General features: G+C 38.7%; 17 protein-coding genes. 7 read left to right on the top strand and 10 right to left on the bottom strand.

The genetic code is table 11. The features are described 5' to 3' along the window. Positions 1-274: 274 nt before the first annotated feature. A complete protein-coding gene (locus ADHAQ_RS0108085; protein ID WP_157433375.1) occupies positions 275-820 on the top strand; it encodes a hypothetical protein in 546 nt (181 codons plus the stop codon). 403 nt (positions 821-1223) lie between these two features. Here the strand turns inward: ADHAQ_RS0108085 and ADHAQ_RS0108080 are convergent, their stop codons facing one another. The 4 genes from ADHAQ_RS0108080 to ADHAQ_RS0108065 all read right to left on the bottom strand — a co-directional run bounded on the left by ADHAQ_RS0108080 (position 1224) and on the right by ADHAQ_RS0108065 (position 4076). Then, a complete protein-coding gene (locus ADHAQ_RS0108080) occupies positions 1224-1499 on the bottom strand; it encodes an SH3 domain-containing protein (RefSeq protein WP_026462502.1) in 276 nt (91 codons plus the stop codon). Between the two features lie 241 nt (positions 1500-1740). Then, positions 1741-2199: an Hsp20/alpha crystallin family protein gene (locus ADHAQ_RS0108075; protein WP_026462501.1), complete on the bottom strand. Its 459-nt coding sequence runs from the start codon at positions 2197-2199 to the stop codon at positions 1741-1743. Positions 2200-2870: 671 nt separating this feature from the next. Then, on the bottom strand, positions 2871-3143 hold the full coding sequence (locus ADHAQ_RS0108070; RefSeq protein ID WP_026462500.1) for an SH3 domain-containing protein: 273 nt from the start codon (positions 3141-3143) through the stop codon (positions 2871-2873). Positions 3144-3680: 537 nt separating this feature from the next. After that, complete coding sequence (locus tag ADHAQ_RS0108065) at positions 3681-4076, bottom strand: DUF983 domain-containing protein (RefSeq protein ID WP_026462499.1); 396 nt, start codon at positions 4074-4076, stop codon at positions 3681-3683. A gap of 254 nt (positions 4077-4330) precedes the next feature. On the opposite strand from ADHAQ_RS0108065, the gene ADHAQ_RS0108060 reads away from it, so the two are divergent. Further along, positions 4331-4579 carry a hypothetical protein gene (locus ADHAQ_RS0108060; RefSeq protein ID WP_026462498.1) on the top strand — a complete coding sequence of 83 codons (249 nt, stop codon included), beginning with the start codon at positions 4331-4333 and terminating at the stop codon, positions 4577-4579. 67 nt (positions 4580-4646) lie between these two features. On the opposite strand, the gene ADHAQ_RS0108055 is transcribed toward ADHAQ_RS0108060, so the two are convergent. Both ADHAQ_RS0108055 and ADHAQ_RS24960 read right to left on the bottom strand, forming a co-directional pair. Continuing rightward, positions 4647-4838 (bottom strand): YwbE family protein, encoded by a 192-nt coding sequence (locus ADHAQ_RS0108055; RefSeq protein ID WP_026462497.1) that lies wholly within the window; start codon positions 4836-4838, stop codon positions 4647-4649. 28 nt (positions 4839-4866) lie between these two features. Next, positions 4867-5280 (bottom strand): hypothetical protein, encoded by a 414-nt coding sequence (locus tag ADHAQ_RS24960; protein WP_051360166.1) that lies wholly within the window; start codon positions 5278-5280, stop codon positions 4867-4869. A 247-nt stretch (positions 5281-5527) separates the two neighbouring features. Here ADHAQ_RS24960 and ADHAQ_RS24955 point away from each other — a divergent pair, with 247 nt between their 5' ends. After that, positions 5528-5932 (top strand): hypothetical protein, encoded by a 405-nt coding sequence (locus ADHAQ_RS24955; RefSeq protein WP_051359788.1) that lies wholly within the window; start codon positions 5528-5530, stop codon positions 5930-5932. A gap of 116 nt (positions 5933-6048) precedes the next feature. Here the strand turns inward: ADHAQ_RS24955 and msrA are convergent, their stop codons facing one another. Together msrA and ADHAQ_RS28045 are read right to left on the bottom strand one after the other, a co-directional pair. After that, a complete protein-coding gene (msrA, locus tag ADHAQ_RS0108040) occupies positions 6049-6720 on the bottom strand; it encodes a peptide-methionine (S)-S-oxide reductase MsrA (RefSeq protein ID WP_026462496.1) in 672 nt (223 codons plus the stop codon). 112 nt (positions 6721-6832) lie between these two features. Then, positions 6833-7006 (bottom strand): hypothetical protein, encoded by a 174-nt coding sequence (locus ADHAQ_RS28045; protein ID WP_157433374.1) that lies wholly within the window; start codon positions 7004-7006, stop codon positions 6833-6835. Positions 7007-7189: 183 nt separating this feature from the next. On the opposite strand from ADHAQ_RS28045, the gene ADHAQ_RS0108030 reads away from it, so the two are divergent. Beyond that, positions 7190-7612, top strand: a complete 423-nt coding sequence (locus ADHAQ_RS0108030) for a hypothetical protein (RefSeq protein ID WP_026462495.1) — start codon at positions 7190-7192, stop codon at positions 7610-7612. A 111-nt stretch (positions 7613-7723) separates the two neighbouring features. On the opposite strand, the gene ADHAQ_RS0108025 is transcribed toward ADHAQ_RS0108030, so the two are convergent. Beyond that, on the bottom strand, positions 7724-8023 hold the full coding sequence (locus tag ADHAQ_RS0108025; protein ID WP_026462494.1) for an SH3 domain-containing protein: 300 nt from the start codon (positions 8021-8023) through the stop codon (positions 7724-7726). A 666-nt stretch (positions 8024-8689) separates the two neighbouring features. Here ADHAQ_RS0108025 and ADHAQ_RS0108020 point away from each other — a divergent pair. Next, positions 8690-9463, top strand: coding sequence for a hypothetical protein (locus tag ADHAQ_RS0108020; protein WP_034256688.1), 774 nt, complete (start codon positions 8690-8692; stop codon positions 9461-9463). A gap of 194 nt (positions 9464-9657) precedes the next feature. Here the strand turns inward: ADHAQ_RS0108020 and ADHAQ_RS0108010 are convergent, their stop codons facing one another. After that, positions 9658-9918 carry a hypothetical protein gene (locus ADHAQ_RS0108010; protein WP_026462492.1) on the bottom strand — a complete coding sequence of 87 codons (261 nt, stop codon included), beginning with the start codon at positions 9916-9918 and terminating at the stop codon, positions 9658-9660. Between the two features lie 116 nt (positions 9919-10034). Between ADHAQ_RS0108010 and ADHAQ_RS0108005 the strand changes: the two genes are divergently transcribed. Both ADHAQ_RS0108005 and ADHAQ_RS0108000 read left to right on the top strand, forming a co-directional pair. Next, positions 10035-10424: a septal ring lytic transglycosylase RlpA family protein gene (locus ADHAQ_RS0108005; protein ID WP_034256686.1), complete on the top strand. Its 390-nt coding sequence runs from the start codon at positions 10035-10037 to the stop codon at positions 10422-10424. Between the two features lie 201 nt (positions 10425-10625). Continuing rightward, a complete protein-coding gene (locus ADHAQ_RS0108000; RefSeq protein WP_026462490.1) occupies positions 10626-13928 on the top strand; it encodes a T9SS C-terminal target domain-containing protein in 3303 nt (1100 codons plus the stop codon). The last annotated feature ends 74 nt before the right edge of the window (positions 13929-14002 follow it).

The following is a 14002-nucleotide window of genomic DNA, read 5'->3' as shown; positions in this document are numbered from 1 at the left end:
TATTTTAGCTCTCATTCCTTCTGTATCGACTGCCTAAGCTTTGCTCTTGTTTAGTAAAAACTTTCTCATAATAATTTCGTTTAAACCAAGGCAAAAACACCTTTTACCAATTATCAGGATTTCATAATCTGTATTTTATTTCATTCTGTTAAACTACCAACAACTTATTTCTTATTTGATGAGATTCTTACTTCCTCTATTCTGTTTCCTGTTTATTTTCCATTATTCTTTTGCTCAGGAAAGCAGATACCCGGTAAACAGATTTAGAAGGGCTGTGCTAGAGTACAAAAAGGACCGTTATTTAAATGCTGGAACTGTTTATGGACTTTATGTAGCCCCCATGGGTCAGTACCGGCAAACCAACATTAAACGTGGATTTGGTTTAGGCATAGAAAATAAAATAACTGCTCTGAAGTTTAACCCAAACATAACTCCGGTATATAACATTAATATGTCTATTAACCGGTGGCTCAGAGCCGACGAAACCCATACCATTACTAACTCTGGAACCAATATTATTCTCTCGGCACAGCTAGGAGTAAATTATTTTTTCCCAACCCTGAGTGAAACCGTTAAGACTTATGTACAAGGTTTAGCTGGTGTTGGCGGGGCTGGCTCCTTTACCCTGGTTGGCCCAGCTACCCCAGAAGAAAGTAACCACGAAGGCATTGGTTTAATTGGCACCATAGGCACAGGTATTTATTATAACCGACTTCACCTAGGCCTAATGGCCAACCTGTTTAATCCAAAGCTTAAAAATGAGGTGGAAGTAAAGAAACCCATGAGCACCCTCTATATCCGGGCTGGGTTAAGATTATAAGCTACCAATTACTTTGCGTAAAATATGATTACTACTGGCTTAACCTGTTGGTAGCATCTTGGATTTTGGTTTGCAGATATAAAAATAAGGTGAACTTACGGGTTCGCCTTACTACTGATTAACTTAAAAAACTTACGGGTTCTTCGGTATTTAGGAAATTTAATTAATAGAAAATGAGCTTACAGGCGCACGTTTCTAAATGTATTAAGCTGCGGCCTTATTCTTGCATTTCAGGACTTACGAACCCTATCAATTCAGACAGACTTACGGGTCTGGTTATCATAAGCTAACTTACGGGTTCACTTTTCACTAATACGGGAGAACTTATGGCCCTACCTTCTTTTTGATAGCCAACTTTCGGGGTAGCTTATATATGAATCAAGGGTATAATTTAGAAGCTACCTTATTTCGCTTCGGTTCTCAGCTTAATAATTTCTGAAACCAATACATAGCCGGCCTTTCCGTTTACCATTACAATAGCCCATTCATCGTTATACATACGCACATACTCTATTTTATCAGTAGTACTTAGTGTTTGTACAACCGTAGTAGAAGTACCTGCCTGCTGAAACATTCTAACGTTTTCGTGCCGAACTTTTGCTAAAGTAAATTCATTGTTGTTGGCCATAGCAAAACCAACCTGTACTAAAAGGGCGAGGGTAAAAATAATTTTTTTCATAGTTTTAAAGATCAATTGGTTACACAATACTTTTATTCATTTTGCAAGCCTTAATCGGCTTGTATTACCATAATTACAAGCTGCGTGCCAATTGTAAATATGTTCCCTAACTCAAAAAAAAGCCCTTATTCAATATTATTAAGAATAAAAATGTTCTAAACCCGAACAGCTATGTTCGGAATCAGAACAATCACCCTAACCAAAGTGTAGTAATAAAAAAGGCGGGAAAGCCCGCCTTCTGTTACTCTATAGCTATTTGCTTAGCCGGCTTAACCTTAGCTTCTTCAGCTTTTGGAACCGTAATGTGCAGAACACCATCTATGTATTTAGCAGAGATCTCTTCTCCTTTCACTAATCTTTCAGGTAAGCTGAAAGAACGGCTAAAGGATTGATAACTGAACTCTCTGCGGGCATAGTTACCTTTTTCGTCCTGCTCTTCGTGTTTATCTTCTTTATGAGCTGAAATTACTAACAGGTTATTGTCCAGCTCAATTCTAAAGTCTTGTTTGCTCATACCAGGAGCAGCTACCTCTAATTCAAAGGCATCGTTTGTTTCTTTTATGTTAACAGCCGGAACAGAATTACCATTGGAGTTGCTGTGGTTCATCGGCCAGTTAAACAAATCCCGCGTTAACATATCATCAAAAAAGGACGGGATGCCTGGAAATAAGCTTCGATTATTCTTCACTAAAGGTCCCATAACTAATCCTCCTATTTTAAGATTTAACTTATGATTAATTTTAACAACTTGCTTATAACAAGTGAAATGCCAATTTAAAAAAATGAATTTTTGACAGAATACCAGCTACAAACAGGAGCTTGAAATGAAATTTTTTCAGTGTAGTATACTTCTTCAGGATATAGTAACTTAAAAATTGTCAGACTACGCCTGTACTATGGGCTTTTCTCTGAACCAGTGACAATTTACACTAATTGCAATAATTGTTTTCTTTGTAAGGCTTATATAAAGCTATTGCCGGTAAGGTTATATTGGAGTTCAGCCTGTAAGGTAATAGCACAAACTAAAACTTGAGGAGACATTAAATAAAAAAAGGTGAACTTACAGGTTCACCTTTTTTTACTTGGCACAAGGAGCTCTCAGGCTCCCTGGTGCTGGCACTGGATTAGAAAGTATACTTACGGGCACACTTTATTTTAGGAGAATAAGCTTACGGGCTTATCATTGTGTTATCAGGCTTACGGGCCTATATAAATCAGGATAAACTTACAGGTTTATCTTTTTGCTCATGAACTTACGGGTTCATGGTGGGTTAAACAGGAGAGCTTACGGGCTCAGCCTAAAGGCAGGGGATGAACTTACGGGTTCATCAGGTAAGTAAAACCAAAAACAAACAACAATAAAAACCTTAATTATTCAGCTCCTGCTTTTAGTTTAGCTATTTCCGAAAGCAAAACATATCCAGCTTTTCCATTGGCTGTTACAATAGCCCAATGAGCATTATGTTTCCGCACATATTCTACTTTATCGGTAGTACTTAAAGTTTGTAGAACCGCAGTGGAGGTACCTGCTTGCTGAAACATTTTAACATTTTCATGACGGACCTGGGCTAGCCTTACTTTGCTACCGGCCATAGCAAAACCAACTTGTACTAAAAGAGCTAGGGTAAAAATTACTTTTTTCATAGTTTTATAAGATCAGCGTATTTTCAGATTGTAAACTGTTGAGGCCTTATAATTTGCGGCTTCTGATAAACAAATTACAACTTGCATGCCAACTTTAAAAAAGTTCCCTGATTGCTTAAAATAGTTTTTTCAAGGCTTAATTGGCTAAGAAACTGTTCTACTTCCGGACGCTAATGTTCGGAAGTAGAACAGTGCCAGAGAGAAAAAGTGAAGTATATAAGATACCTGTTGATAGGATTACTACACTACTTTTGTAAAACTTGGATGTATACACCTGGTAAAGACTTTTATTATATGAAGGCCACTTATACCAAGAACAAGCTCGTTCCTTTGCAGCCTCTTATAAAATCTTAAATAAATAATTTGTAGATATAAATGTAAAACTGGCAAATAATTAATCAGCCGTTAGGGTACTATTAGAACTGAACCCGGAGTACCAGAAACATAACAGGAAGCAGCAAGGAGACCAATTAATGAGACAAGCCAGGATTAATAGCCATATACTATTGCCAGTAACCCCAGCGGAAAAAGCCTGCTTTACTTTCTGGAAATCTCATTGCAAGGCCCTTCGTAACGAATAAAGATATTGATCCATACGGCCCGGGATAACCTGAAAACAACCGGTAATAAACCTACAACTATAGCTACAACAGCACCCATTACCATAGCCATAGTTATTTCTTCCACTAAAAAATTTAAAACAAATACCACAAACAGAAAGATACCGGTACTAAAACCAAAGCTTACGTACATGGCACCGTAGTAATAGCCTGGCTCCGGCTCAAAGGTTTGTCCGCAGCAAGGACAGCCAGGATACATATCGGCAAACCTGCGACTATACAACGTATTAGCCGGAAACATATTTCCTTCGCGGCACCGCGGGCACTTCGCCTGCATAATAGTGGACAATAGTGAATTTTTCGGACGCGCCATAACCGTTTCTTTACAAAAACTTATACTCGATTTTCTTAAAAAAGTATAACTACAAGGCCTACTTTTTACCAGACAAAAAGCTTATCATTTATAATTATTTTAATATAAAATTTTAAAACAAAATGGTTATTTTTTATTTATAAAATATTATAGCCATTTTTATTACCGTATATCGGGTTTTTTAAAGGATTGATCGAAAACACTTATTTATGATTAATTTTTTGTGGATATTTGCAAAATAAAATTTTACTAAGATGAACAACAATATCCTTGTATTGGAAATAAATATTAAAGACATTCAAAGTTATACTTTAAAGGAGGCCGAAGAAAAATTAATTGTGGTAGAATACTTTTTAGAACGGGAACCACGAACAGCTATTAAGGTCAAATATCAGCAATACATTTATTTAATAGAAGACAGAATAGAACAGTTTCAAAACTTTGAAAATGTCCTGCATATGTTCAACACCCATGTTTCCTCTTGCCGTTGTGGCATTAGTTAGGCTATTGGGGCACTAAATTTTAAAGAGGTACCGCACCTCTCCAAAATTCTTGTAATAATAAAACCTGCTAAAACACCTCTACTACCCGACCAATCTGGCCGTCTTCCAGACGCACTTTTATTCCTCTGGAGTGGTAGGCGGCACTGGTTAGAATATCCTTTACAACGCCTGGCGTACGCTTGCCACTACGCTGATCCTTTTTTAAAACAATATCCACTTCTACTCCCGGGTAAACATCCTTTCTGTACTTTCCGTCCATTTATTTATTGATTAAAAAACAAAGATGCTTACTTGTTTTCAAATAATCTAGTACGCTCTTTTTCCTGCTGATCGTATAAAGCAAGGCCGTAGGCAGTGGCAATAACATAAATAAGCTGATTTCCAGCTCCACTCCAATCTTCTTTTAAGGTAGTCCCGAACAATAAAAAACTTAAAATTAATCCGCAAGCTACTAAGCCATACCGGCCTAACCTACCTCCAAAAAGTATGAGAAGCCCGGTTATAAACTCCAGGAAGGGCAGCACCATCAGAAAGGCCTTAACTACGGTTTCGGATAATAACGTGCCCTCAAAACCAGCTGCCATTTTAGAGGCAAAAGCCTCCAATTTCGGAAGGCGTACCAATCCGTGCATCAGCATATTTATACCTAGTCCTAATCTTAAAATAAACAGTGCAGAAAATTTGTCCAGAAATGCGTGCATACTGATGAATTTATAAGCAAAAGTAAAATTGTTTGTTGATGCTAAAGTATAAATACCTATTGATATTTTAGTTGAAAGAACTACTAATAAAAAGTAACTCTTAAAACCAAAGCACAGCTGCAACCTTAATTGTATGGCCAGAATCTATTTACAAAAGCCAACTATAATCTTTATTCTATAGATAAATCCTTTTTTATATTTACACCAATAAAGCTGCACTACGTTTTACCTACAAAAATTTTTTTGTATGATAGCTGTTGCCCAAAATCCGTACTACGAATTCTCGTATGATCCTGCTAAGAACCGTTTATATTTTAAATTTTTAGGGTACTGGAAAAGCCCGGATGTTGTTCCGGATTATTTACAGGAGTGGGGCCATGTTATTAAACTTACAAAACCCGGATTTACGATTGTAGCCGATGTACGGAATATGATTACTCATCCCAGAGAGGTAAAACAGTTACACGAGAAAGCAATAGATTTGTGCATTATAGCCGGAGTATCACATATTGCAGAAGTAACGCCAGCCGATAAAATTGCAGTACTACAAACTACCGGAATGGCTGATAAAGCCCAACTGTCCTATAACCGGTTTCCGGATGTGGCATCTGCCGACGCGTATCTGGATCAGTTATATTCTTACACATTTTAAGCATCTATTTGTTTTTAGATAAATCGCTCCACAACCATTGGCAGACAGCATAAGCCTAAATAAAAAACAAAGGCCCGGAAATTATTTCCCGGGCCTTTGTGTACTAAACACACCTTCTAAACTCCCTTCTGATACTGAGGCTTAAGTTTAGTTTTAAAGTGCTTTTCAAATTTATGCACTTTAGGAGCGGTTACATTCATAATATATGGATTGCTTCTATTCTCAGCAATGTCATAATAATTCTGGTGATAATCTTCGGCCAACCAGAAAGTTGTTAATGGCTTTACCTCTGTTACAATCTTTTTGGGGAAAGCCCGATTGTTGTCCAACTCTTTTATATAAGCTTCAGCCAGTTGCTGTTGTTCTTCATTCTGATAAAAAATTGCTGAACGGTACTGGCGCCCCACATCAGGTCCCTGTCGGTTAAGCGTAGTAGGATCATGGGCAACAAAAAACATCTCTAGTAATTCCTTATAGGTGATAACTTTCGGATCATAATACACTTGTACCGCTTCTGCATGGCCTGTTAAACCAGAACTAACTTGCTCATAGGTTGGGTTTTTCTCTTTGCCCCCGGCATAACCCGAAATTACTTGCTTTACGCCTTGTACCCGTTCAAATACTGCCTCGGTGCACCAGAAGCATCCACCAGCAAAAATAGCCTTTTCGGTTCCGGCTAGGTCAGCAGCAGTTAGCTTAGGCCGCAGAATAGTTTGTTTAGAACTAGCATCTGTACAGGAAGCCAGAAACAGTAAGAATAGTGGTAATAAAAATAATAAGCGCTTCATATTTATAATCTTTAAAGGGATGTACGAAATTAAGAGAGTATCCAGATTTTCATTTCTTATATAACAAAAAAAGAGGCAGTAAGATTTTATTTTACCAGCTCTTTTATTTTAATTATGATGCTATGGCAATATACAATGCGACAAAGCTGGCCACCACCACTTGGCGGTAACCCTTACGCGGATTAATATGGGAATTGAACTCCTCGTTACTCAGGTCACTGTTACTTTTTATCACCAGCACTGCTTCCAGAAGGGCTACTAGTAAACCCACCATTATAAACACCATGGCGCCTACTTAAAAATAAATTGCTTTCCTATCTGCCCCGGTATAACTTACTCTTACCGCTATAATTATTATTTTTTCATCTCACTTAAACTATCTTTTGTTTTATACAATTATACAAGCTACCAAGGATTTAGGCATTCATCTTACAACCTGCTCCGTATACAAAACATATAGCAGTAAATTATGCCAGACACTAACTTAAACCGGATTATTCAGATGCCTTTTGGAAATACGCGTCTGGAAATTTCTTATGATAAGGTGAATAACTGGATTTATGCTAATTGGATAGGTGTACATTCTTTCGAAAGTATCAGACAAGGTGCCCAGGAATTACTGGAAGTATTTACACTAGCTCCTACAGCCAAATACCTGAATGACAATACCCATATTTTAGGTGCCTGGGATACTGCTAACTCTTGGCTTGCCCAGGAATGGATACCGGCTGTTGTAAATGCAGGTATTAAACACGTGGCACATGTAGTATCGCCTGGTATTTATGGAGAAGAATCAATAAAAGCTTTACTGCCCTTGATACCAGTAAATTTAAATTTGATGCTTTTTGATAATTTAGAAGAGGCTTCCGATTGGTTAGCCAATCAGGCATAAGTTATAGCTGCTACTAGGCTGTCGGTTTAAAGAAAAAAAACTACCTGCTGTGCAGGTAGTTTTTAAAACGAAAACGAAAATATAACAAAAACAAAGGAGCGGTTCTTTAGCCTAATTATTTTCAGGTTTAGCTAAAGCAATTTTAGATTCTTTTGATTTATTTAAGCTAACAGACCTTACATAACCTACCTCACCATTTACAGTTACAATGGTCCAGTGATTATTGAACTTACGCACTACTACTAAGTCATCAGCACTTTTTAAAGTTTTAACAACTTCGGTTTTAGTAGACGGTTGTTTAAATAATTTTACATCATCATTTTTGGTGTGCGCAATAGCCTGGGTATTTTCACCAGCGAAAGCGAAAGCAGTTTGTACTAAAAGAGCCAGGGCGAAGATTACTTTTTTCATAATTTTAAATTTTAATTTTTTGAAGTTATTTTTATAGTTATTTATTTAGCTCTAAATCAAATATCCAACTTCCGCTTTCAACTCCTCTTTTACTTACCAGATGCGCCTTTTATTTTTTAGGTTGCCTGGCTAATTATTTATAAAAACTAATCTAAACACCTGCCTTCGTTTAAGAAGTTACAGCCTTTATTCATATTTATTTTTTACAAGCCATGTGCCAACTTCAATTTTTTCTTGCCAAATGAATACTTCTTGCTAAAAGAATTGCCTCTTACCAGGAGTTATAGCTGAAATCAGCGAAGGAGCAAAATGATTATTTTACCTCCGATTTTATTAATCTGGGCTGTTACGGAGGCATAAAGCAGCAAAAAAGGGATAAACTGAATTAAAGGAGGGTTAATTTTTACTTTAGAATTAGATAAGGGATTAAAAGAGAGTTTTATTTATTTTTCTTTTTTCTACCTTGCAACCATCTATTTCTTTACTTAATCTTAATAACAGAGGAGTTTTTAGTACTCTATTTAGTGTTCGCTATCGTACAACAAATGTTCGATTTTATTACAAATGCCGTACAATTTTATTTATATAAAAAAGTTATTAAAATAAATTAATTACCTTATCTAAAACAGTTAAACTCAGTATTATTGAGTAAATAATAACATTAACATGAAATACCGATTTCTCTTATTACTTTTCTTCCTGCTAAACAGTTTAGCTTTTGCCCAGACTGGTAGTGATGATGATCCACGGGCTCGTTTTGTTGGTTTACAAAACGGACAAAAAATATACGGAAAACGCGTACAGCTAAAAAGCCCGCTCTTAAAAAGCAATTATTTCTTAATTGATGATTCTATTCGTTATCCGGTGGATGCAGTAAAGTTTTACCAAAGTGATAATGGCTTTTTTCTGAAGATTTCCGATGTGTATGGTGGGCAGGAATTTGCCAAACGTACGGTAGCCGGTCGTATCTCTAAATTTTATATTTCGCGGGTAGATTATAATCCGTATGGCAATGGTGCTTTTGGTTACCCACGCTACGGCGGGTTTGGTTATGGTGGTTTTGGATACCCTGGCTACGGCTACGGTCCTAGCCGGCGAAATATCTACTTCTTTTCAAAGGATGGCGGCCAATTGCAAAACTACACTTTCGAAAATTTACGGCAGGCCATGTCTGATAATCCAGGAAGTTTAGAAGTGCTGGCTAAATACCGTCGTGATAAATATATTGATACTGGTTTATCGTTGGCTGGTGCCGCTATTCTAATTGCTGGTTTCACCTCTACTATTAGAAACACTGATTTGCAAACCGGTGTTTCCCGTGTATCGCCAATGGTATACGCAGGAGCAGGGATATTAAGTATACCCCTAGTAAAAGGCTTGTTTAAGAAAGATAAACTTACACAAGCAGTAGAACTTTACAACTACCAAAAAAGAGATTAGCAACCCAATATTTCCCTTTTAAAAAGTCGCGGAACCAGCTCAGAACTGGTTTCGCGACTTTTTATTTTAATCCCGCTGTTTCTTTAGGTAAATTACCTTAAGTACTAACTGCTCCCTATTACGGGATAACAGATGAGGCAGTACTATTTTATGTACCAGTTTACAGCCCGTACCTTCTTTTTTCATTAGCTCTTTCAGGAACGATAAACCTTGCCTTTAAAATCCCAATGGCTTTTTACGATAGTAAGACCATCCGGAGCATACTGAATACGCCGTACATATCTTTCCCCGGCAATACTGCCATCGGGGTTTCGCTTCCCAATAAATAAAGTTACCGGATCTCCGTTCTGGTTGGTGATATAAGTTAAATCTTTACCATTATAAACATCATCTAACCGGCTGGAACTGGCATATTTTTTAGCTAAACGATTTTCTATTGCTGATTGTAACGGCATAATAATCAAAAGTTTAAATTTAACCTTATTTAAAAATGATTCTGTTCATACGTCAAAACCCGCTTTACTACGTTCTTAATTAAGAAATAATGTATTTTTTACCTGATTTCTTATAGATGCGTTTTTCCTCTAGTTGCTTCAATAGCATATTCTTTTTATTAATCTTAATTGTTTTAAATGGTTGTGCCGGCAACAAAGCTTTTACAGAGTTTGGAAAAGCTTCTTACTACAGCAATAAGTTACAGGGAAGGAAAATGGCCAACGGCAATCCTTATCGCAAAGGCAAAAGAACGGCAGCCCATAAAACCTTACCCTTTGGCACAAAACTACGCGTCACAAATCAGCAGAACGGTAAATCGGTAAAAGTACGCGTTACAGATCGGGGACCTTTTGTTAAGGGCCGTGTTGTTGATCTATCTTTACATGCTGCCAAACGAATTGATATGGTGCAGACAGGAGTGGTACCTGTAAAAATAAAAGTCTTGAATGGTAGAAGACCAAATTAAGTTTATGCTGCCTTTGCCAGAATAAACCCAATCCATAACAGCTTTTCAGTAAGAGCAGTCCAAGTTCATCTAAAAGGCTGTAAGCTTAGCCTCTAAAACCTAACAAGCGCCTTTTATTCCAGAATAATATACAACATAAGTAGTATAAGTTTAGAACTGTTAAAACTTCTTAATACCTTTAATTACCAGCAGTTAAAGCGCATGAAATATAGGTTTACCATTTTACTTTCTTTACTTATTAACCTTGCCTGTACACCATTTGCTTCTATGGCACAATGGACCAAACCGACCATTGCGCCCCAACAGCAACCTCCTACCCAAAAAAGCCTTCAATTTATTCAGAATAAAAACCAATGGGACAAATCGGTAAAGTATATGGCGCCATTGCCTGGCGGGAATTTATTTCTCCAGGACAAAGGCTTCGTGTATAAATTCTACGACAACTCAGCTATTGCTCATCAACATGGCTCGGGCCAAAAAGTTGGATCAGGGCCAGTTTCTGATAAAGTAAAAGCCCATGCTTATTCGGTTACTTTTTTAAACGCTACTGCTGGTGCCACCACTGGCAAAAGTACCACCAAAGAAGTTCGGAATTATTTTATTGGCAATGACCCTGCTCGGTGGGCTTCCAATGTCCGTAGTTATGAGGAAGTAAATTATGAAGCCCTTTATCCTGGAATAAGTATGCACCTTTACGAAAATAAGGCGCATTTAAAATATGAATTTTTGGTACAACCCCAGGTTAGTCCAGCTGTTATTCAAATGCAATATAAAGGTGCCAAAGCTCTTTCTCTAGAAAACCAGGATCTACATATTAAAACATCCGTTAATGAAGTTATTGAAAAAAAGCCTTATGCCTACCAATATGTGAACGGCAAGGAAGTTGAAGTACCCTGTTATTTCAAACTCGAAAAAAACATCGTGTCTTTCTCTTTCCCGGAAGGATACGATACTAATCAGCTTTTGATTATTGATCCTACCCTTATCTTTTCTACTTTTTCTGGCAGCCAGGCCGACAACTGGGGATTTACCGCCACCTACGATAACGATGGCAACATGTATTCGGGAGGCATTGTGCAAGGGGTGGGCTTTCCAACTACAACCGGAGCGTATAACATGTCGTGGAATGGAAATGCCGATGGCTTTACTGAAAGCAGCTGGGATATAGGCATTCTAAAATATAAGCCGGATGCTACCGGAGCAACCTCGCTCCTGTATGCTACTTATATAGGAGGTAACCGTACTGAAATACCAAGCAGTTTAGTTGTAAACAGTAAAAACGAATTACTGATTTTAGGATCCACCAGCTCCGGAAACTTTCCTACCACCCCTGGTGCTTATGACCAAACCTTTAATAGAGGTGCCTCTTTTACCGAACCAATTGGTGGCATTTTATATTCAGAAGGCTCAGATCTTATTATTACCCGATTAAGCCCAGATGGCTCCCGCTTACTGGCTTCCACTTTTTTGGGCGGCACAGCCAACGATGGCTTATTAGATGGCAGCTTCAGGCTTGATCATAACTACGGCGATCAATTTCGGGCCGATATTTTTACCGATGCCACCGACAATGTATATATAGTTTCCAATACGGCTTCCCGCGATTTCCCGGTCAGAAACGGCTTTCAGAATACTTTTGGAGGCGGCGAATTAGATGCTGTAATTGCAAAACTAACTCCTGAGCTAAATTTGCAATGGAGTAGCTTTTTGGGAGGCAATGGGGCAGATGCGGCTTATTCATTACAACTAGATACTGCCGGGAATATTTTTATTTGTGGCGGAACCACCAGCTCTAACCTGGCCGGAACTACAGGTGCCTATAAACAAAGCTATACGGTTTCTAATACCGATGGCTTTGTAGCTAAAATAAAAAATGATGGCACTGGTATAGATCGATTAAGCTATTTAGGGACCACGGCTTATGACCAGGCTTATTTTGTGCAATTAGACAGCAACAATGATGTTTTTATTCTGGGCCAAACCCGCGGTGAATATCCTAATTCTCCCCGGGTTTACAAAGTTGATTCTGGTCGTCAGTTTATACATAAATTAAACAACAGTTTAACTACCAGCCTATTATCCACAGTTTTCGGATCTAGCAACAACGATATCAGGCCTAATATTTCGCCTACAGCTTTCCTGGTTGATAATTGTAACCGGATATACGTTGCCGGCTGGGGAGGTGGCGCCAACGCTACTGGTCAGTACCAAAATGGCAATACCCAGGGATTACCTACTACCAATGATGCTTACCAACGCACCACCGATGGTAAAGATTTTTATTTAATGATGCTATCCCGAGACGCCAGTGCCCTAGAGTATGCTACCTTTTTTGGAGGCGTTCAGGCAGCCAACCAATCTGGTGAGCACGTAGATGGTGGCACCAGCCGATTTGATAAGCGTGGTTTCGTTTATCAGGCGGTCTGTGGTGGCTGTAGTGGCACATCAGCTTTCCCTACCACTCCTGGAGCCTGGTCTAGCACAAATGGCACAGTGGGCCAGCCCGATGCCAATTGCAACAATGCAGCTTTTAAGTTTAGCATAAATATAACCTTAGCCGCAGCCGGCCCCGATCAAACAGTTTGTGATAAAGCAGCACCTTTTAAATTAACTGGTTTTACTCCGGAAACGGGTGGTACCTGGTCAGGTCCGGGTGTTACCGCCGATGGTACGTTTACGCCTAGTCCAACTCTGGGCAACACCGTTACCCTAACTTACTCCGTAGCAAACGGCAGTTGTATCAGTACCAGTACCAAAACCATTAGCTTAATTCCCTCCCCAACTATAACTTTTACTGGCTTACCAACGGCAGCTTGTTTACCTTCTGCACCTGTTACTTTAGTTGGCTCACCTGTTGGCGGCACTTTTACCGGCAAAGGCATAGCTGGCTCTACTTTTGATCCGGTAATAGCCGGCCCCGGAACTCATACCATTACTTACAGTTACATCACTGAGGCAAATTGCACCGTTTCGTATAGCCAGGATATAATTATTAATCCAACTATAACAGCTGCTGCTGTACCAACAGAATGTGGTACGCCTACCAATATCCAGGGCTTTGCTCCGTTTACCGCAAACTTCACCAATACCACGAAAGGAGCCACCGGTTATTTATGGGATTTTGGAGATGGCACCACCTCCTCCGAACAAGTTCCCGCCCATCAATACCTGAAAGAGGGAACTTACGAAGTAACACTTACCGTTTTTTTTGGGAATATTTGCAAGGCCAGCCAGCTGGTGGCAGTGGTAGTAGTAGAGAAAAGCCAATCAATTCCTAATATTTTTACGCCTAACCGCGATGGGGTAAATGATACTTTTGCTCCCCGTATTACTTGTCTGCCCACTGATTTACGGATATTTAACCGGTGGGGAAATCTGGTTTACGAACAAAAAAATTATCAGAATAACTGGGGTGGAGAAAACCTGACCGATGGTATTTATTTTTACCAGCTTACCAGTACTAAAGGCGAGACATGGAAAGGCTGGATAGAAATTGTGAGGTAGCGAATAAGACCTGCTACCTTATAATGGGTAAGCTTATGACCTTACAGTAACCAAAAAAGTTTAGAACGTCCTGT

It is taken from the genome of Adhaeribacter aquaticus DSM 16391, assembly GCF_000473365.1.
GTDB classification, from domain to species: domain Bacteria; phylum Bacteroidota; class Bacteroidia; order Cytophagales; family Hymenobacteraceae; genus Adhaeribacter; species Adhaeribacter aquaticus.
The sequence above is the reverse complement of the archived record's forward strand: the minus strand, read 5'-3'. Positions and strand labels throughout refer to the sequence as shown.